Annotated in this window: 19 protein-coding genes and 1 pseudogene; 17 read left to right on the plus strand and 3 right to left on the minus strand. The window is 42.3% G+C overall.

The genetic code is table 11. From position 1 onward, the window contains the following. Positions 1-64 precede the first annotated feature (64 nt). The 14 genes and pseudogenes from ODU34_RS03530 to ODU34_RS03595 all read left to right on the plus strand — a co-directional run bounded on the left by ODU34_RS03530 (position 65) and on the right by ODU34_RS03595 (position 12,987). Complete coding sequence (locus ODU34_RS03530; protein WP_275585442.1) at positions 65-877, plus strand: dihydroorotate dehydrogenase electron transfer subunit; 813 nt, start codon at positions 65-67, stop codon at positions 875-877. 9 nt (positions 878-886) lie between these two features. Further along, the gene (locus ODU34_RS03535) at positions 887-1,828 is read left to right on the plus strand and encodes a dihydroorotate dehydrogenase (RefSeq protein ID WP_205014797.1); all 942 of its coding nucleotides are present in this window, start codon (positions 887-889) and stop codon (positions 1,826-1,828) included. Between the two features lie 164 nt (positions 1,829-1,992). Next, positions 1,993-2,688: an orotidine-5'-phosphate decarboxylase gene (gene pyrF / locus ODU34_RS03540; RefSeq protein ID WP_136647098.1), complete on the plus strand. Its 696-nt coding sequence runs from the start codon at positions 1,993-1,995 to the stop codon at positions 2,686-2,688. Next, a pseudogene (locus ODU34_RS03545) lies at positions 2,681-3,006 on the plus strand (inorganic diphosphatase). Before pyrF ends, ODU34_RS03545 begins: the two are co-directional and overlap by 8 nt. A 137-nt stretch (positions 3,007-3,143) precedes the next feature. Then, a complete protein-coding gene (gene pyrE, locus ODU34_RS03550) occupies positions 3,144-3,776 on the plus strand; it encodes an orotate phosphoribosyltransferase (RefSeq protein ID WP_014637891.1) in 633 nt (210 codons plus the stop codon). Positions 3,777-3,884: 108 nt separating this feature from the next. Continuing rightward, on the plus strand, positions 3,885-4,811 hold the full coding sequence (locus ODU34_RS03555; protein WP_136647099.1) for a glycosyltransferase family 2 protein: 927 nt from the start codon (positions 3,885-3,887) through the stop codon (positions 4,809-4,811). Between the two features lie 9 nt (positions 4,812-4,820). Then, positions 4,821-5,474 carry a uracil-DNA glycosylase gene (locus ODU34_RS03560; RefSeq protein WP_024415416.1) on the plus strand — a complete coding sequence of 218 codons (654 nt, stop codon included), beginning with the start codon at positions 4,821-4,823 and terminating at the stop codon, positions 5,472-5,474. A gap of 39 nt (positions 5,475-5,513) precedes the next feature. Beyond that, positions 5,514-6,782 (plus strand): dihydroorotase, encoded by a 1,269-nt coding sequence (locus ODU34_RS03565; protein ID WP_136647100.1) that lies wholly within the window; start codon positions 5,514-5,516, stop codon positions 6,780-6,782. 127 nt (positions 6,783-6,909) lie between these two features. After that, positions 6,910-9,024, plus strand: coding sequence for a cell surface ecto-5'-nucleotidase Nt5e (gene nt5e / locus ODU34_RS03570; RefSeq protein ID WP_136647101.1), 2,115 nt, complete (start codon positions 6,910-6,912; stop codon positions 9,022-9,024). A gap of 51 nt (positions 9,025-9,075) precedes the next feature. After that, entirely contained in the window at positions 9,076-9,723 is a 648-nt protein-coding gene (locus tag ODU34_RS03575) for a nucleoside triphosphate pyrophosphatase (protein WP_136647102.1), read from the plus strand. Positions 9,724-9,774: 51 nt separating this feature from the next. Next, a complete protein-coding gene (locus ODU34_RS03580) occupies positions 9,775-10,263 on the plus strand; it encodes a YkgJ family cysteine cluster protein (RefSeq protein WP_002936504.1) in 489 nt (162 codons plus the stop codon). A 99-nt stretch (positions 10,264-10,362) separates the two neighbouring features. Then, on the plus strand, positions 10,363-11,214 hold the full coding sequence (gene ylqF, locus ODU34_RS03585) for a ribosome biogenesis GTPase YlqF (RefSeq protein WP_029175463.1): 852 nt from the start codon (positions 10,363-10,365) through the stop codon (positions 11,212-11,214). Continuing rightward, positions 11,201-11,974, plus strand: a complete 774-nt coding sequence (locus ODU34_RS03590; protein ID WP_105178548.1) for a ribonuclease HII — start codon at positions 11,201-11,203, stop codon at positions 11,972-11,974. Before ylqF ends, ODU34_RS03590 begins: the two co-directional genes overlap by 14 nt. A gap of 2 nt (positions 11,975-11,976) precedes the next feature. Continuing rightward, positions 11,977-12,987 (plus strand): YdcF family protein, encoded by a 1,011-nt coding sequence (locus tag ODU34_RS03595; protein WP_105178549.1) that lies wholly within the window; start codon positions 11,977-11,979, stop codon positions 12,985-12,987. Between the two features lie 32 nt (positions 12,988-13,019). On the opposite strand, the gene ODU34_RS03600 is transcribed toward ODU34_RS03595, so the two are convergent. The 3 genes from ODU34_RS03600 to ODU34_RS03610 form a co-directional block, all read right to left on the minus strand. Next, positions 13,020-13,670 (minus strand): hemolysin III family protein, encoded by a 651-nt coding sequence (locus tag ODU34_RS03600; RefSeq protein ID WP_105178550.1) that lies wholly within the window; start codon positions 13,668-13,670, stop codon positions 13,020-13,022. Beyond that, positions 13,660-14,211, minus strand: a complete 552-nt coding sequence (locus ODU34_RS03605) for a DUF1836 domain-containing protein (RefSeq protein ID WP_105178551.1) — start codon at positions 14,209-14,211, stop codon at positions 13,660-13,662. The genes ODU34_RS03600 and ODU34_RS03605 overlap by 11 nt, the downstream gene beginning before the upstream one ends. A 96-nt stretch (positions 14,212-14,307) precedes the next feature. Further along, positions 14,308-14,619 (minus strand): rhodanese-like domain-containing protein, encoded by a 312-nt coding sequence (locus ODU34_RS03610; protein ID WP_105178552.1) that lies wholly within the window; start codon positions 14,617-14,619, stop codon positions 14,308-14,310. Between the two features lie 129 nt (positions 14,620-14,748). Here ODU34_RS03610 and ODU34_RS03615 point away from each other — a divergent pair, with 129 nt between their 5' ends. From ODU34_RS03615 to topA, 3 genes are all read left to right on the plus strand, one after another. Continuing rightward, positions 14,749-15,318, plus strand: a complete 570-nt coding sequence (locus tag ODU34_RS03615) for a sugar O-acetyltransferase (protein WP_398578368.1) — start codon at positions 14,749-14,751, stop codon at positions 15,316-15,318. 308 nt (positions 15,319-15,626) lie between these two features. Beyond that, entirely contained in the window at positions 15,627-16,469 is an 843-nt protein-coding gene (gene dprA / locus ODU34_RS03620; protein ID WP_105178554.1) for a DNA-processing protein DprA, read from the plus strand. Between the two features lie 92 nt (positions 16,470-16,561). Next, positions 16,562-18,655: a type I DNA topoisomerase gene (gene topA / locus ODU34_RS03625; RefSeq protein ID WP_398578369.1), complete on the plus strand. Its 2,094-nt coding sequence runs from the start codon at positions 16,562-16,564 to the stop codon at positions 18,653-18,655. The last annotated feature ends 148 nt before the right edge of the window (positions 18,656-18,803 follow it).

The following is an 18,803-nucleotide window of genomic DNA, read 5'->3' on the forward strand; positions in this document are numbered from 1 at the left end:
AAATGTTGCCTTCTTTTCGTGTAACCTTGCTAGCCAGCAAGGTTTTTTCTCTATATCGACTTTCTTGTTTTCTGTGTCATTGTTATATAGAATAGGAGAAAAGATGATTTTAAAAGAATGGATGTTACTGGTGGACCAAGTCCAACTAGCGCCACGAATTTTTGCTATGACCTTGCAGGGGGATATGGTCCAAGATATGAAAATGGGACAGTTTATCCATATTCGTGTCCCAGATGATTCCATGCTCTTGCGGAGACCAATATCTATTTCCGAGATTGATAGGAATAAGGCTCAATGTCGGATTATTTACCGAGTGGAAGGTCAAGGGACGGAAGTCTTTTCGAAAATGACTGTTGGGCAGTATTTGGATGTTATGGGACCGCTTGGGAAAGGGTTTGAAGTAGACTTTCTAAAAGAAGATGACCGCATTCTCATCATTGGAGGAGGAATCGGTGTTCCTCCCTTGGTGGAAGTGGCGAAACAGGCAGCGAACCGTGGCGCCAAAGTCACGTCAGTCATTGGCTTTGCCACCAAAGAGGCTGTCATTTTGGAAGAAGAATTAGCAAATTATGGCCAAGTCCATGTCACAACGGATGATGGTTCCTATGGACGTAAGGGGAATGTCGCAACGGTCGTTGAACAGCTGACAAACGAGTTTGCTGCCATTTACTCATGTGGGGCGCCTGCTATGATGAACTATGTTGATCAACGCTTTCAGGACCATCCTCATGCCTACATTTCACTGGAGGCTAGGATGGCTTGCGGGATGGGGGCGTGCTATGCCTGTGTTGTCAAACCCAAAGAGGGACAAGAACACGAGAACAAGCGTGTCTGCAAGGAAGATCCAGTCTTTACAACTGGTAGTCTGATTTTATAGGAGGTTGAAATGACAAAACGATTAGCGATTTCCTTACCAGGCTTAGACTTGAAAAATCCCATCATTCCAGCCTCTGGCTGCTTCGGTTTTGGTCAGGAGTATGCAGATTATTATGACCTTAATCAGCTTGGTTCCATTATGATTAAGGCGACTACCCGTCATCCTCGTTATGGCAATGCGACTCCCCGTGTAGCCGAGACACCAGCAGGTATGCTCAATGCCATTGGACTTCAAAATCCAGGTATTGATGTAGTCTTATCCGAAAAACTCCCCTGGTTGGAACAGCATTTTCCAGACTTGCCTATCATTGCCAATGTGGCTGGCTTTTCTAATGAAGAATATGCCTATGTGTCAGGAAAAATTTCAAAGGCTCCAAACGTAAAAGCTATCGAGCTGAACATTTCCTGTCCCAATGTGGACCACGGAAATAATGGTCTCTTGATTGGACAGGTACCAGAATTAGCCTATCAAGCAGTAAAAGCAGCAGTCGAAGCCTCATCTGTCCCTGTTTACGTTAAGCTGACACCAAGTGTGGCAGACATAACCTTGTTGGCCAAGGCTGCTGAGGATGCTGGAGCGACTGGCTTGACGATGATAAATACCTTGGTTGGTATGCGATTCAATCTCAAAACTCGACAACCAATCTTGGCAAATGGTACAGGAGGAATGTCAGGTCCAGCAGTTTTTCCGGTTGCTCTCAAACTCATTCGTCAGGTTGCTCAGATGACTGATTTACCGATTATTGGTATGGGTGGTGTGGATACGGCGGACAAGGCCATAGAGATGATGGTTGCAGGAGCTTCAGCCGTAGGGGTAGGAACAGCCAACTTTACAGACCCATTTGCTTGTCCAAAGATTATTCAAGACTTACCAAAACGCATGGAAGTTTATGGTATTGATAGTTTGGAAGGTTTACGCCGAGAAATCAGACATAGCTTGGGTAAGCGTTGACAAAGGTAAAATAAAAGAGTAATATAAAGAAAATATCTCCTTTAACTAAGTCCAGAGAGGCTAGGAAGGTGTCATGTAATAGGCTTGAAAGGTGATTTTCAAGCTGAATTCGTGCACATCCCTGACCGATTTGGCAGGGATTTTTGTGTAAATGAAAGGATTTTATGAAAGAAACAAGACCAATTATTGCCCTTGACTTTGCAGGTAAAGAAGAAGTTCAGTCTTTTCTGGAACAGTTTCCACCAGATGAGAAACTCTATGTAAAGGTTGGAATGGAGTTGTATTATGCGGAGGGATCAGGTATTATCAATTATTTGAAAGGCTGTGGTCACAGTATTTTTCTAGATTTGAAACTGCATGATATTCCTAATACCGTCGAGTCTGCTATGAAAGTCTTGGCAAAACTCGGTGTGGATATGACTAACGTTCACGCTGCTGGTGGTGTTGAGATGATGCGGGCAGCACGAAGGGGATTGGGTAAGGATGCTGTTTTAATAGCGGTCACTCAGTTGACCTCTACCTCAGAGGAGCAGATGAGAACAGACCAGAATATACAGACTAGTTTGCAGGAAGCGGTTGTTCATTATGCTCAAAGAGCACAAGAAGCTGGTCTTGATGGGGTGGTTTGTTCAGCGCATGAGGTGGCTTTGATTAAAGATGCCACAAGTTCTGATTTTGTGTGCCTGACGCCAGGGATTCGTCCGACTGGCGGTGAAGTAGGCGATCAGAAACGAGTTATGACACCAGCAGATGCTGCTCGAATCGGTAGTGATTACATCGTAGTAGGTCGCCCGATTACAAAATCAGAACATCCTTACCAGACCTATTTGTCTATTAAAGAGGAGTGGAATCGTGAATAAGGTTTATCAGGTTATCATCGATAGACCTATCGGGTATATTGATAAATTTGGCAACCAGTACCCCATCAATTATGGCTACATTCCAAATCTATTGGCTGAAGATGGTGAGAGCAAGATGTTTACATCATTTCCAAAGCTGTTCGGCAGCCTTTGACAGCTTTCGAGGGGAAATTGGTCGCGATTATCCATCGCAGAGATGATGTTGAGGATAAATGGGTTCTGACAGGTCTTGATGAAAAACTTACCGTGACAGAAATAAAAGAGAAAACCAATTTCATTGAACAGTATTTTAATTCATGGATTGAAATGGTGGACTAGGAGAAGTCTGTAAGAATTCAACAGGGATAAATATAGTTTTTTGTAGGGTTCATAGATTGAACCAATACTTTAGGAGTGACAGGCTATTCGGCGGGATGGTCATGTTGGAATGGTACGCATTTAGAAGGAGGTCTATTATGACACTAGCAACAGAAATCGCATCACACTTATTGGATATTAAGGCAGTTCATCTGCGCCCTGAAAAGCCGTTTACATGGGCATCAGGTATCAAATCCCCTATCTATACAGATAATCGTATTACACTATCTTATCCTGAAACTCGAAATCTGATTGAAGATGGCTTTGTCCAACGCATTGAAGAGGAATTTCCTGAGGTTGAGGTGATTGCCGGAACGGCCACAGCAGGTATTCCCCATGGCGCTATCATTGCAGATCGGATGAATTTGCCATTTGCTTACATCCGTAGCAAACCCAAAGACCATGGTGCAGGGAATCAATTAGAGGGGCGCATCGTCAAGGGACAAAAAATGGTTGTCGTTGAAGATCTGATTTCTACTGGAGGGTCTGTTCTAGATGCCGTAGCAGCAGCTGAGCGTGAAGGCGCTGACGTTATTGGTGTTGTGGCAATCTTTACTTATGAATTGCCAAAGGCAGATCGTAATTTTGACAATGCTGGCGTGAAATTGGTGACGCTCAGCAATTATTCAGAGTTAATCAAGGTCGCAAAAGTACAGGGATATATCAATGCAGATGGTTTGAATCTGCTTAAAAAATTCCGTCAAAATCAGGAAACTTGGCAGGAAGACTAGATTTAAAACGAGCCCACGCACGATTTCTGGGAACTTATCCTGTAAAATGGTATAATAGTCTCTAACGTATTTTGAGAATACAATAATTGACCGTATGAGGAGAAGAACATGATTTCAGTTATCGTGCCTTGTTTTAATGAAGAAGAGGCAATTCCCTATTTTTACGATGCTATGGAGAAAGTTCGTAAGGAGATGGGGGAACAATTTGAGTATATTTTTGTCAATGATGGTTCAAAGGATAGGACATTAACGGTTTTACGCCAATTGTCTGGTCAAGACCGAGCTGTTCGCTATCTTTCCTTTTCAAGGAATTTCGGGAAAGAAGCTGCTCTCTATGCAGGTCTACAAGCTGCGAAAGGTGAGCTAGTGACTGTCATGGATGTTGATTTGCAAGATCCACCTGAAATGTTGATGGAAATGAAGGCTATGTTGGATGGAAATCCAGATTTAGATTGCGTTGGAACTCGTCGTGTCAGTCGTGATGGTGAGCCACCAATTCGTAGCTTTTTTGCGAAATTATTCTACAAATTGATGAATAAAATCAGCCAGGTCGAGGTAGTAGACGGTGCCCGTGATTTCCGTCTCATGCGTCGTCACATGATAGATGCCATTCTTTCTGTGTCTGAATACAATCGCTTTTCAAAGGGCATTTTTGCCTGGGTTGGTTTTGAAACAGAATACCTACCATATGAAAATGTTGAGAGGGTCGCTGGTGAAACTAGTTGGTCTTTCTGGAAGCTACTGTCCTACTCCATTGAAGGAATTATTAACTTTTCAGATACACCTTTGAATATTGCCTCCTATACAGGTTTCTTCACCTTCCTATTGTCGCTAGTTCTAATGGTTTTTGTGGTTTTCAAAACCTTGGTGTTCGGAGACCCTACAATTGGCTGGCCGTCGACTATTTGCATCATCCTATTTTTGGGAGGTCTGCAGTTGATGACCATTGGTATTCTCGGTAAATATTTGGCAAAAGTTTTCTTGGAAACGAAGAAACGTCCGATTTATATTGTTAAAGAGAAAAGTTCAAACTAGGAGCAGTTTATGGAACATTCAGCTTGGCACGAATTGATAAAGGCGCAGTTGCCAGAGCATTATTTTGGTAAAATCAATCAGTTTTTAGATCATGTTTATGCTGGTGGAACCATTTATCCGCCTCGTGAGAAGGTATTTGCTGCCATTCAAACGACGGATTTGGAAGAGGTTAAAGTAGTTATTTTGGGACAGGATCCCTATCACGGACCTGGTCAGGCACAGGGCTTGTCATTTTCTGTTCCGAACTCGGTACCAGCTCCGCCATCTCTTCAAAACATCTTAAAAGAATTGACGGATGATGTTGGCGTCAAACAAGATCATGATTTGACAGCCTGGGCGGAACAAGGTGTGCTTTTGCTCAATGCTTGTTTAACTGTTCCAGCAGGTCAGGCAAATGGACATGCAGGGCAAATCTGGGAGCCTTTTACGGACGCTGTTATTAAGGTGGTCAATAGCTTAGACCAGCCTGTTGTCTATATTCTTTGGGGTGCTTATGCTCGCAAGAAAAAGGCGTTGATAACCAATCCAAAACATCTGGTTATCGAATCTGCTCATCCAAGCCCTCTTTCGGCCTATCGAGGTTTCTTTGGAAGCAAGCCCTTCTCACAAGCAAATGCCTACTTGACTTCACAAGGCAGAACAGGAATTGATTGGCTTCGATAGTAGATAGTAATGGCTTTGGTACTACAAAGGAGAATATGAATGTTATTAGTGAAAAATGGTCGAGTATTGGATCCGCAATCCGGTTTAGATAAGGTTTGCGACATCTTGATGGACGGAAGTAAGATTGTTAAGATTGCGGAGTCGATTTCTGCTGACGTTGAACAGATGATTGATGCAACAGGATTAGTCGTTGCTCCTGGTTTGGTCGATGTTCATGTGCATTTTAGGGAGCCTGGTCAGACCCATAAAGAAGATATTCATACAGGAGCTCTTTCTGCAGCAGCGGGTGGTTTTACTTCTGTTGTCATGATGGCTAATACTAGTCCGACGATTTCAAATGTTGAAACCTTAAAAGAAGTATTGGATTCCGCTAAAAAAGAAGCTATTCATATTTATAGTGTGGCAACCATTACAGATCATTTCGATGGGCAAAACCTGACCGATTTTCCTGCTTTGCTAGAAGCTGGAGCGGTGGCCTTTTCGGACGACGGTATTCCTTTGACAAATGCTGGCGTGGTTAGACAAGCTATGAAATTAGCCAAAGAGCAGGGCTGTCTCATCAGCCTGCATGAAGAAGACCCTGACCTGAATGGCGTCTTGGGACTCAACGAGCAAGTAGCTGAAAAACATTTTCATGTTTGTGGAGCAACAGGCGTAGCAGAATACAGCATGGTCGCTCGCGATGTCATGATTGCCTATGAAACGGGTGCGCGTGTTCATATCCAGCATCTATCCAAAGCCGAGTCGGTCAAGGTGGTTGAATTTGTTCAAGGTCTCGGAGCAAGCGTCACGGCAGAAGTAGCACCCCAACATTTTTCACGAACTGAGGACTTACTTCTAACAAAAGGTGCCAATGCTAAGATGAACCCACCACTACGATTAGAAAGTGATCGCTTGGCTGTGATTGATGGGTTGAAATCTGGTGTTATCTCTGTCATTGCGACGGATCATGCTCCTCATCACGCAGATGAGAAAAATGTAGAAGATCTCACAAAGGCCCCATCAGGAATGACAGGCTTGGAAACCTCGCTTTCACTTGGTTTGACGCATCTGGTGGAAGAAGGGCATCTGACACTCGTGCAATTGCTGGAGAAAATGACGATTAATCCAGCCAAGCTCTATGGTCTTGATGCTGGCTATCTTGCTGAAAATGGCCCAGCTAATCTTGTTATTTTTGACCCAAATGCAAATCGGTTGGTTACAGCAGATTTTGCCTCGAAGTCTGCTAATTCTCCGTTTGTTGGTGATAGTCTGAAAGGACAGGTCCTTTACACCATTGCAAATGGACAAATAGTATTTGGTAAATAGGAAATGAGCGGATTAGATAGCTAATTCGCTTATTTCGAACCTTTTTGACATGTAAGCGATTTTAATGTTTTTTTTCTGTAAAAAGTGTATAATAGTACTATAAGTAACACCAAAGGAAGGTTAATTTATGAAAAAGAAAGATTTATTGTTGCCTGTAATGTCCACACTCTTGTTGGCTCCATTTGTTTTAGCTCAACAAGTACAAGCTGCTGAGACAACGACTGCAGCTACCACAACCAATCAGCCAGCAACGACTGATGCAACTGCTACGGTACCAGCAACGTCAGTTGAAAACGTAGCAACGGAGGAAACTGTTGTCCCTGCTGCGGAAGAAACAGTAGAGGCAGTCATTATCCACACAAACGACGTTCACGGTCGCATTCTTGAAGAAAAGAATGTCATTGGTGACGCTAAGGCTGCGGCAGTCATTGAAGAAGAACGTGCCAAAGTAAAGAATACAATTGTAGTAGATGCTGGTGATGCCTTCCAAGGACTTCCAATTTCCAACTCTACAAAAGGTGAAGACCGCGCCAATATCATGAACCAAGTCGGCTATGATGCAATGGCTGTTGGTAACCATGAATTTGACTTTGGGATGGATCAAGCAATCAAGTACAAGGAAACCTTGAACTTCCCGCTATTGAGTGCTAACACTTACGTTAACGGCGCTCGTGTTTTTGAAGCTTCAACTATCGTCGATAAAACTCCAACTGTTGTAGGTGATGAATTTGTAGTTATCGGTGTAACAACACCTGAAACTGCAACAAAAACCCATCCGAAAAATGTTGAGGGAGTAACATTTACCGACCCAGTCACAGAAGTCAATAAAGTGATTGACGAAGTGGAAGCACGTGCTCTAGCAGATAATCGTGTTTACAAGAACTATATCATTCTAGCTCACCTAGGTGTCGATTCTACAACGCCTGTTGAATGGAGAGGCTCAACTCTTGCTGAAGCACTTTCTAAAAATAGTAAATTAGCTGGTAAACGTGTTATTGTTATCGACGGTCATTCCCACACGGTAGAAGCGACTACCTATGGAGATAATGTTACTTATAATCAAACAGGCTCTTACTTGAACAATATCGGTAAAGTAACCTTGAAATCCGATAAATTATTGGGTGAAGCTAGTTTGATTTCTGCCGCGGATACTAAAAATGTGACGCCAAATGCTAAAATCGCAGCCTTGGTTGATGAAATTAAAGCAAAATATGAAGCTGAAAATGCTCAAGTAGTTATTGAAAATAACCCAGTGGAATTAAACGGAGACCGCTCAAACGTGCGTGTTCGTGAAACCAACTTGGGGAATGCAGTGACAGATGCAATCTATGCCTATGGTCAAACAGGATTTTCAAACAAAACTAGCCTTGCTGTGACTAACGGTGGTGGTCTACGTGCAACAATTGCTAAAGATCAGCCTGTTACAAAAGGTGATATTATTGCAGTCTTGCCATTTGGTAACATTGTTTCTCAAATCACTGTGACTGGTCAGCAAATTTATGATATGTTTACCAAGTCTTTATCATCTACATTGCAAGTGAATCCAGAAACTGGCGAGATGCTTCTAGATGAAAATGGCATGCCACTCTTTGAAGCTAGTGGTGGATTTCTACACATTTCAGGAGCAAATGTATTCTACGATCCAACTCTTCCTGTAGAAGAACGTGTTCTTCTTATCGGTATTCTTAATCCAGAGACTGGCGAATATGACGCCTTGGATCTTGAAAAAACGTACTATTTAGCAACAAATGACTTCCTTGCTGCTGGTGGTGACGGCTACACAATGCTTGGAGGAGCACGAGAAGAAGGTCCTTCAATGGACAGTGTCTTTGCTGAATACCTAAAGACAGCTGACTTATCAGCTTATGAGGTTGTCAACCCATATTCACGTATCATTCCTGTAAATTCAAGCATTGATACGGATGAAGATGGCTACCCAGACTTTATCGAGATTTTATTGGATACTGATCCAGAAAATCCAGCATCAAATCCAGAAACTGTTCCAGCCGAAAATACAGATTCACCATCTAATCAAGCACAAAATACTTCAGCAACGGACAAGAAGGTCCCAGTTGATTCTCCAAAAGTAGGAGATAAAAAACCAGAAGTAGCAAGTCCAGTAAAAACTACAAAAGCAGGAGTCTTGCCAAATACTGGTGACCAGATGAATCTGACGCTCAGCCTGTTTGGTTTAGGTCTTGCAGGACTGGCCATGGCAGTAGGTCGTAGAAAAGAAAATTAATCAATCATCTGAAAACAGGGTCTTCGGACTCTGTTTTTGACTGGAGGAAACATGCAAACTGTATTTCAATATCAAAAAGAGGGGGATCGTGAGCAGATTAGTTCTTACGTTCTGCTTAGCAACTCCCCACGTCGTAAACAATTATTGGGATTTTTACAACCACAAATCGCATCAGTTGAAGTAGATGAGCGTTGTATCGAAGAACATTTTATGAAACAATTCGCTACAGATGATTTTCTCACTCGAGCTGCAAAAACCTGTTGTGAAATTTCCAAAGCCAAATCGGACATGGATTTGGTAACTGGCCATCTCTACATTTCTGCGGATACAATCGTCGTGTCAGATGGGCAAATTTTTAACAAGCCTCAAGATTTGACAGAAGCTGAAACCATGTTACGTTCCTATTTTGGAAAGAGTCATCACGTTGTAACCTCTGTCTGCCTACGGACAAGACACTCACTAGATGTTTTTTATACGGTTGCACAGATTGATTTTGTCGACTATTATCCAGCCCTTGAAGAGGTTATTCAATCATATATCCGTGAAAAGCAGCCACTGGATAAGGCCGGTGCATACGGTATTCAGGAGCTTGACCCACGCTTTGTGGCAGGTATTTCTGGGGATATTCACACCATTATTGGTCTACCCGTATCCGAAGTTTCCCGCAGGATTTTTTCTGAAGAAGGTTTTGAAAAATAGCAGAGCTCAATAGCTAGTTTGTGGTATAATAGTGGTCGAAAAGGAGAGTTTATGACCGTCGATATTGAAAGATACAAGCAATTGGCCCAGCAGAAGCAAGGAGAACATCGAAAATTTCTAGCAAATTTGAAGAAAAAAGCACCTAAAAATTTGGATAGAATTGTTCAAGATATTCATGCCGAAGTATTTTCTGAAATCGACTGTACAGAGTGTGCCAACTGTTGTAAAACGTTGGGACCACTCTTTACAGAAGCAGATATTACCCGAATTGCCAAGCATTTGCGCATGAAACTTCCAGTTTTTGAGGACATGTACTTGCGTGTGGATGAGGACGGAGATAAGGTATTTCAATCCATGCCCTGTCCCTTCCTTGGAGGCGATAATCTATGCAGTATCTATGATGCTCGTCCCAAAGCCTGTCGAGAATTTCCGCATACTGACCGCAAGAAAATTTACCAAATCAACAATTTAACAATAAAAAATACTCTGATTTGTCCCGCAGCCTATCTCTTTGTTGAAAAGTTACGGGAGAGAATTTAAGAGGAACAAGAAAGACAAAATATTGATTTTCTGCTATAATAATAAAAAAACAAGCCGTTTTTACGGCTTTTTTCAATGAATCATATTTAGGAGGACCCCATGGCAACAATTCAATGGTTTCCGGGCCACATGTCAAAAGCTCGCCGTCAGGTGCAGGAGAACATCAAGCACGTTGATTTCGTGACCATCTTGGTCGATGCTCGCCTGCCCCTATCCAGCCAAAACCCTATGCTGACCAAGATTGTCGGCGACAAGCCCAAGCTCATGATTCTCAACAAGGTCGATCTGGCAGACCCTGTTCGTACCAAAGAATGGCAGAGCTACTTTGAAGGTCAGGGTATTCGCACCCTGGCTATCAACTCAAAAGAGCAAGCGACGGTGAAAAAGGTGACCGACGCAGCCAAGAGTCTGATGAAAGACAAGATTGAACGTCTCCGCGAAAGAGGGATTCAAAAGGAGACCTTGCGAACCATGATTATCGGTATTCCAAACGCTGGAAAATCTACCCTCATGAATCGTCTGGCTGGAAAGAAAATCGCCGTTGTCGGCAACAAACCAGGTGTGACGAAAGGTCAACAGTGGCTCAAGTCAAACAAGGATCTTGAAATCCTTGATACACCAGGTATTCTCTGGCCTAAATTTGAGGACCAGGAAGTTGGACTTAAGTTGGCTCTGACAGGAGCCATTAAGGACCAGCTCTTGCCTATGGATGAAGTGACTATTTTTGGTTTGGACTATTTCAAGGTCAACTACCCAGAACGTCTACAAGAGCGGTTCAAGGGCATGGATTTGGAGCAGGAAACGCCTGAACTCATCATGGACTGGACCAAGAAACTGGGTTTCCGTGATGATTATGACCGTTTTTATAACCTCTTTGTCAAGGATGTTCGGGACGGTCGTTTGGGCACTTATACATTAGACAGGGTGAGTGACTTAGATGGCAACGATTAAGGAAGTGACCGCTCTGCTGGCTCAGGTGGACAGTCTAGACAGTCCTGTCTGGGCAGACTTGGCTCAGGACGTGCGAGCAGGGGTCCAAGCTGCTATCAAGAAACGCCAAAAGGAGTTGGAAAAAGAAGCAGCAGAAGATGCTCGCTTAGAAGCTATGCTATGTTACGAAAAAGCCCTTTATGAAAATGGGGTGGAGTGGATCGCTGGCATCGACGAAGTCGGCCGGGGGCCTCTAGCAGGTCCTGTGGTGGCAGCGGCAGTTATCTTGCCCAAGAGTTGCAAAATCCGCTACCTCAACGACTCCAAGAAAATTCCTAAGTCAAAGCACGAAGCTATCTACCAAGAAGTCATGGAGCGAGCGGTGGCAGTCGGAGTAGGCGTCAAAGATGCAGCTGTCATCGACCAGGTTAATATCTACGAGGCGACCAAGCTAGCTATGTTAGAGGCTTTGGGAAAGCTGAACCAAGAGCCTGAACACCTCTTAATAGATGCTATGAAGTTGGACACACCTCTGCCGCAAACCTCTATCATCAAGGGGGATGCCAACAGCCTGTCTATCGCAGCGGCCTCTATCGTGGCCAAGGTGACGCGGGACAAGATGATGGTGGATTATGACAAGGAGTTCTCAGGCTACGGCTTCGCCAAGAATGCTGGTTATGGAACGTCAGAGCATTTGGAAGGCTTGAACAAGCTAGGCATCACGCCAATTCACCGTAAGACCTTTGAGCCCATTAAGTCTATGGTAGCAGGGGGAAACTAGTCTTGACAGTCTTTTTCTGGTTATTTTTAGCGGCTATCGGTTTGTTTGCTCTCGTCTATTTCTGGGAGCGGCGGTCGATTTTTATCTCACTGTTTGCCTTGAACATCCTCGTCTGGGCCTTGGCATGGATTATCTCAACAGGCATTCTCGAAAACAATGAAATCTTGCGCTTGCTGGCTATAGCCATGGCGATGGTGCTCTTTTTAGCCTTGTTAAGTGGTCCATTTGTCTTGCTTTTCACACTTTATCTGAATGGCTTTCAGATTTTGAAGAGAGAAGGGGTTCGCTTCCATAATTTCCTATCCATGGGACTGGCGGTTGCCCTGACTTTCTATCTCTTCATCACTCCCTTTGTGGTTCAATCCCTTTCAGGCATCAGCTTTTTCAATATGGTGTTCGTCTACATTGGTTTTTTGGTGTCATATGCTATTATCATCAGCATGCTCTATACCACGTCTAGCTTTGTCAACTTGGTCAATCTCTTCCCAGGCAAGCTTGATTATGTAGTGGTCTTAGGTGCTGGCTTGATTGGTGATAAGGTAACGCCGCTTTTGGCTTCGCGGATTGAAAAAGGCATAGCGATCTACCAGAAATATCCTGGCAGCAAGCTCATCATGTCAGGCGGACAGGGTCCTGATGAACTTCTGGCAGAGGGGCAGGCCATGGCTAACTATGCCTTGGAACAGGGTATTCCTGCGGAAGATATTGTGATAGAAAACCAATCAACCAATACCGAGGAAAACTTGAAATTTTCCTATGCCCTGATGAAACCTGGCAGTCGCTTTGCACTTGTAACCAATTACTATCACGTTTTCAGAGCTCTGCTATTGGCACGACAATTGAAAATCAAATGTATCGGCTACGGCGCAAAAACCAGATTTTACTTTAGCCTTAATGCTTTCATTCGGGAATTTGTTGGGTACTTGGTTATGAGCCGAAAGACGCATTTGGTATTTTTGAGCATTGTGTCAGCCCTTTATCTGATTGGAATGATTATCAGTTTAATGCATTAAAAACAGCCTCTAGGTTTCTAGAAGCTGCTTTCTTATAACATAAAGTAGACAATGGCGATATATTGCAGTGCTGAAGCCAGTAGGATAAAGAGATGCCAAATCATATGGAAATAAGGCTTTTTCTTGGCGTAGAAGAGGGCTCCAATAGTATAAGATAAACCACCAGCCAGCATCAAAATTCCGAAAACAAGTCCAGTCTTTTGAAGAATGGCTGGCAGAATAAAGACAACCAACCAGCCCATAAAGAGATAGAGAAAAAGGCTAAATTTTTCATTGATTTTTTCGGCGAAAATTTTATAGAGAATGCCGAAAATGGTTAATCCCCATTGTAAACCAACAATTAGATACCCCAACCAACCACCGACCAAGGATAGGGCAACAGGTGTATAGCTGCCAGCGATAGCAATGTAAATCATGCTGTGGTCGATAATCCTTAGGATGTATTTGTGAGTAGAAGCGTAGGGCATGGAGTGGTAGATGGAAGAGGATAGGAACATGAGAAATAGGCTGATGACAAAGATAGTCATGCCAACTACCGCTGTCACATTATAATCTTGAAAGGAATGGATAGCAGTAATGGGGAGTAAGACCAACATAAGCAGGGCTCCGACTGCATGGGTGACACTGTTAGCAACCTCCTCTCCAAAGGATAGTTTCAGGCTCAATTTCAAACTAGGATTCATGGTGACTCCTTTCTAACTCCATAGTGAGTTGACGGGTTTTGTAATATAGTTTAACAGACTGGCAGGCATAACGAATGATTTCAGGCGTTTCATCGCTCTCCTCGTTTCGCATACAGTCAACAAAATGATTGTATAATGTTTCAGAACTGTCTGTCTGGAGAAGAAGATTTAAGGTCTGACTGATTTCTTGAATAGAAAAGACATTTTTTAAGATAGTCAAGGCAATCAAGCGGGCAACTTGCTGTTTCTGATATTTTTTCTTAACAGGTTTTTCAATCTGTTTGTGTTTGACATAATTATTGACCATGGCAGCAGTTAATATTCTTCGAACATCAACATTATCCCTTGTCAACTTGCCTTGATGAACCCCAGTTCTATCATCAGCTTCGTTTCCTAGGCTACTGTTGATTTTCATTGAGTATAAACTCTTCTGTTCAAGGCTTTCCTGAGAATGGACTACTTGATTAACATACAGCAGAACTTGGTCCAAATACAAATCTAAATCAGGTAATTCATGCCAGTAGGGGATAGTTTGTTTCATGGTTATCCACCTCCTTTTATCTAGTATCGATAACTAGATTATATAATTTTTAAAAAATAAAGTAAAGAAAAAGGGTACTTCCTTTCCGAAATACCCTTATTTCACAATCAATCCGTCCCAAGCATCCATGACACCTGCAATATCATTTGCCTTATATCCCTTAGATGACATGATTTCTCTGGCCAGCTTACTACGTTTTCCACTCTTACAGATGAGGAGATAGTGTTGGTCGACTGGTCCATCAAATGTGGCAATCCGATCCATGGGACAATTAATAGCACCATCAATATGACCAGCTGAATATTCTTCTGGGTCACGAACGTCTAGTAATTGCACCGATTCAGTTTGTATCAACCCAAGCAATTCAGCAGCAGTCAAAGTTATAGTTTGTTCATGTTTTTCTTGCATGATTCCCTCTTTCGTTGGTTTAAATTAATAAGAACAATACCAAATCTTAGCTGGACTTGTCAAGAAGGATTGACTTTTAGATTAATAAAACCTAAGATATGTATTAAGAAGAAAAAAAGGAGCAGATGTATGCTGACTGAAAAAGAAAAGATGATAGCAGGACAATTTTATATAGCTGCCGATTCAGAACTTAGACAAATGAGAACTCTGGCTCGCCAAAAGATGCGGGACTTCAATAATGAATTAGATGGCTCTATACGTTCTCAAATCTTGAAAAACTGGTTTGGAGCTACAGGAGAGCGGATTTACATGGAGCCAAATTTCTACTGTGATTACGGAAGTAACATTCATGTCGGAGAGGATTTTTATGCTAATTTCAACTGTACTATGCTTGATGTCTGTCCGATACGAATCGGGAAAAATGCCATGCTTGGTCCCAATGTGCAACTGCTGACTCCATTACATCCTTTAGATCCCGATGAAAGAAATTCAGGAAAAGAATATGGCGCACCTATTACCATTGGTGATAATTTCTGGGCTGGTGGTGGTGTGTCAATCTTACCAGGCGTGACCTTGGGGGACAATGTCGTTGTTGGTGCTGGTGCTGGTGCTGTTGTAACCAAGTCTTTTGGTGATAATGTCGTTTTAGCGGGAAATCCTGCGCGTGTTATCAAAGAAATACCTCGAAAATTAAAGTAATAACGCCACTTCTCAGAGTTCTTGTCAACATCTCAGCGCAGTGGTTGATTGGTAGATTTGTTCGTGTCTCACACTCCAAATCTGACCATTACGACTGTTGCGAACAAAGTTCGCTTCATCTCCAACCTCCAAAGGTTCCCCGAACCTTTGGAGCTATGCGGGGGTGGGAGTGAAACAGTCTGGGGATAGACTGTTTCAGATCAACAACTAGAAATAAAGACTTGTTGACGAACTCTTTTTGTGGTCGAGTTCTTTCCCACTCCCATTTTTTTCTTTCCATTACGAACAATAAGAATGAGGTGAAGAAAATGAATAATTTTGAATTGTTTAAATGGAAAAAAGCAGGTTTGACCAATCTTAATATTAATAAAGTTTTGGCCTATCAAGAAAAACACGGTAAAAAATTGACCTTACGTAATGTCGCTGTAGTGTCTGAATGTAAAAATCCAGTGCTATTTATGGAAAATTATAAGAATCTAGATACAAAAGCCTGTCGCGAGGAATTTAATAAGTATCCATCATTTTCAATTTTAGATGATATCTATCCTTTGGCGCTCAAACAGATTTACAATCCACCTGTACTTTTGTTTTATCAAGGGGATTTAGAATTGCTAGAAAAATCAAAGCTGGCAGTTGTTGGTACACGAAATGCCAGTAAAAATGGCGTTCAGTCTGTTCAGAAGATTATCAAAGAACTCAACAATCGTTTTGTCATTGTCAGTGGTTTGGCAAGAGGAATTGATACGGCTGCCCATATCGCCAGTTTGAAAAATGGAGGCCAAACCATTGCTGTAATTGGAACAGGTTTGGATAAGGTCTATCCCAAAGAAAACAAGGACTTGCAGACCTACATTGGCAAACACCATCTGGTGCTGACAGAGTATGAAGCTGGTGCTCAGCCACTCAAATACCATTTCCCTGAACGGAATCGGATCATTGCTGGGTTGGTAGAAGGTCTGGTGGTCTGTGAGGCAAAAATGCGGTCTGGTAGCTTGATTACCTGCGAACGTGCCTTGGAAGAAGGAAGGGAAGTCTATGCCATTCCTGGTTCCATTATGGACGGAAAATCAGATGGTTGTCATCATCTGATTCAAGAGGGGGCAAAGTGCATTACATCAGGCTTGGACATCATTTCTGAGTATCAATTTTAAAACAAGTCTTCCTATAGGAAAATAAATATCTTGACACTGACTGAAAAATAGTATATTCTTTGTGAGGTTAAAAATATTTGTAAGGTATAAGAATGGCTACAAAAACAGTTAGTAAGAAAAAAACAACAACCAAGAAAAATCTCGTTATTGTAGAGTCGCCTGCTAAGGCAAAAACAATCGAAAAATATCTTGGTAAAAATTATAAGGTCGTTGCTTCAGTCGGGCATATTCGAGATTTGAAGAAATCTAGTATGTCTATTGACTTTGATAACAACTATGCACCCGAGTACATCAATATACGTGGAAAAGGACCACTCATCAATTCTTTGAAAAAAGAAGCAAAAAATGCAAAGCAAGTCTTTCTTGCGAGTGACCCGGACCGCGAAGGAGAAGCAATTTCTTGGCATTTGGCTCACATTTTGGGATTGGACGCAAACGATAAAAACCGTGTTGTCTTTAATGAAATTACAAAAGATGCAGTAAAAAATGCCTTTCAGGAGCCACGTGCTATTAACCTAGACTTGGTAGATGCCCAACAAGCTCGACGCGTCTTAGACCGTATTGTAGGGTACTCCATATCACCTATTTTATGGAAGAAAGTCAAAAAAGGTCTGTCAGCAGGACGTGTTCAATCGGTTGCTCTCAAATTAATAATTGACCGTGAAAATGAAATCAGCAATTTCAAACCAGAAGAATATTGGACAATTGATGCAACCTTCAAAAAGGGGAGCAAGAAATTCCAGGCTTCATTCTACGGTATAGATGGAAAGAAAACTAAAATTGAAAACAATGAGCAGGTTAAAGAAATTCTCGCCCGACTTGATGGGGATGATTTCTTAGTAGAACAGGTTGAGCGTAAGGAACGCAAACGAAACGCACCTCTGCCTTACACAACTTCTACCATGCAGATGGATGCGGCTAATAAAATCAATTTCCGTACTCGTAAAACCATGATGGTTGCCCAACAACTTTATGAGGGTGTCAGTCTTGGCACAGGTGGTACCCAAGGTTTGATTACCTATATGCGTACGGATTCAACACGTATTAGCCCTGTTGCACAAGCACAAGCTGCTGACTTTATCACGGAGTGTTTTGGTGCTACCTATTCAAAGCATGGTAATAAAGTAAAAAATGCCAGTGGTGCACAAGATGCCCACGAAGCCATTCGTCCATCAAATGTTAACTTAACACCTGAATCAATTGCAAAATATCTGGACAAGGACCAATTGCGACTATATACACTGATTTGGAATCGTTTTGTCGCAAGTCAGATGGCTGCAGCAGTTTTTGATACCATGAGTGTTCGTTTGGGTCAAAATGGTATTGTTTTTGCTGCTAATGGTAGCCAAGTAAAATTCGATGGTTATATGGCGGTCTATAACGACGCTGATAAAAATAAGATGTTGCCAGATATGGAAAAAGGTGACACGGTGGTACGCGCGTCAACAAATCCAGAACAACACTTTACTCAGCCGCCAGCTCGCTACTCTGAAGCAACCTTAATTAAAACATTAGAGGAGAATGGTGTAGGTCGCCCGTCAACCTATTCACCAACGATTGAAACCATTCAAAAACGTTACTATGTTAAGCTTGCGGCTAAGCGATTTGAACCAACTGAACTCGGAGAAATCGTTAATAAGCTGATTGTTGAATTCTTCCCAGATATTGTCAATGTCAAATTTACAGCCGATATGGAACAAAAATTGGATGATGTAGAAATCGGGAAAGAGCAGTGGCAGAAGGTCATTGACGGTTTCTATCAGCCATTCAAGGTAGAATTATCTAAGGCAGAAGAACAGATGGAAAAAATCCAAATTAAGGATGAACCAGCTGGCTTTGACTGTGATGTTTGTGGACATGAAATGGTTATTAAATTAGGTCGCTTTGGAAAATTCTATGCATGTAGCAATTTCCCTGATTGCCGCAATACCAAACAAATCACCAAGGAAATCGGTGTGACTTGTCCGGTTTGCCAAAAAGGGCAAGTGATTGAACGCAAGAGCAAACGCAATCGTCTTTTCTATGGTTGCGATCGCTACCCAGAGTGTGAATTTACTTCTTGGGACAAGCCAGTCGGGCGTTCTTGTCCGAAATGCGACCACTATCTCGTTGAGAAAAAAGTTCGTGGTGGTGGTAAACAAGTTGTCTGTCCAAATGGTGACTACGAAGAAGACAAGATTAAATAAGATTAAACTGCTATTCTCAAGTGATATACTCCCCTTATAGTGGACAGTGAAAAAACAAAAATTTTCACTAGAAACTATAAAGGGAGTTTTATTATGTCCAAAAGAAGTCCAAAGTCTGTCTCTGAGAAACTAGAAATTGTTCTACTCC

The organism is Streptococcus sp. 2018WUSS126 (assembly GCF_044427425.1).
Lineage (GTDB): Bacteria > Bacillota > Bacilli > Lactobacillales > Streptococcaceae > Streptococcus > Streptococcus hashimotonensis.

What these genes read in the sequence shown, in the direction of transcription:
- ODU34_RS03535 (WP_205014797.1), top strand. Translation starts at nt 887, where the DNA reads ATGACAAAACGATTAGCGATTTCCTTACCAGGCTTAGACTTGAAAAAT.
- pyrF (WP_136647098.1), top strand. Translation starts at nt 1,993, where the DNA reads ATGAAAGAAACAAGACCAATTATTGCCCTTGACTTTGCAGGTAAAGAA.
- pyrE (WP_014637891.1), top strand. Translation starts at nt 3,144, where the DNA reads ATGACACTAGCAACAGAAATCGCATCACACTTATTGGATATTAAGGCA.
- ODU34_RS03555 (WP_136647099.1), top strand. Translation starts at nt 3,885, where the DNA reads ATGATTTCAGTTATCGTGCCTTGTTTTAATGAAGAAGAGGCAATTCCC.
- ODU34_RS03560 (WP_024415416.1), top strand. Translation starts at nt 4,821, where the DNA reads ATGGAACATTCAGCTTGGCACGAATTGATAAAGGCGCAGTTGCCAGAG.
- ODU34_RS03565 (WP_136647100.1), top strand. Translation starts at nt 5,514, where the DNA reads ATGTTATTAGTGAAAAATGGTCGAGTATTGGATCCGCAATCCGGTTTA.
- nt5e (WP_136647101.1), top strand. Translation starts at nt 6,910, where the DNA reads ATGAAAAAGAAAGATTTATTGTTGCCTGTAATGTCCACACTCTTGTTG.
- ODU34_RS03575 (WP_136647102.1), top strand. Translation starts at nt 9,076, where the DNA reads ATGCAAACTGTATTTCAATATCAAAAAGAGGGGGATCGTGAGCAGATT.
- ODU34_RS03580 (WP_002936504.1), top strand. Translation starts at nt 9,775, where the DNA reads ATGACCGTCGATATTGAAAGATACAAGCAATTGGCCCAGCAGAAGCAA.
- ylqF (WP_029175463.1), top strand. Translation starts at nt 10,363, where the DNA reads ATGGCAACAATTCAATGGTTTCCGGGCCACATGTCAAAAGCTCGCCGT.
- ODU34_RS03590 (WP_105178548.1), top strand. Translation starts at nt 11,201, where the DNA reads ATGGCAACGATTAAGGAAGTGACCGCTCTGCTGGCTCAGGTGGACAGT.
- ODU34_RS03600 (WP_105178550.1), bottom strand. Translation starts at nt 13,670, where the DNA reads ATGAATCCTAGTTTGAAATTGAGCCTGAAACTATCCTTTGGAGAGGAG.
- ODU34_RS03605 (WP_105178551.1), bottom strand. Translation starts at nt 14,211, where the DNA reads ATGAAACAAACTATCCCCTACTGGCATGAATTACCTGATTTAGATTTG.
- ODU34_RS03610 (WP_105178552.1), bottom strand. Translation starts at nt 14,619, where the DNA reads ATGCAAGAAAAACATGAACAAACTATAACTTTGACTGCTGCTGAATTG.
- ODU34_RS03615 (WP_398578368.1), top strand. Translation starts at nt 14,749, where the DNA reads ATGCTGACTGAAAAAGAAAAGATGATAGCAGGACAATTTTATATAGCT.
- dprA (WP_105178554.1), top strand. Translation starts at nt 15,627, where the DNA reads ATGAATAATTTTGAATTGTTTAAATGGAAAAAAGCAGGTTTGACCAAT.
- topA (WP_398578369.1), top strand. Translation starts at nt 16,562, where the DNA reads ATGGCTACAAAAACAGTTAGTAAGAAAAAAACAACAACCAAGAAAAAT.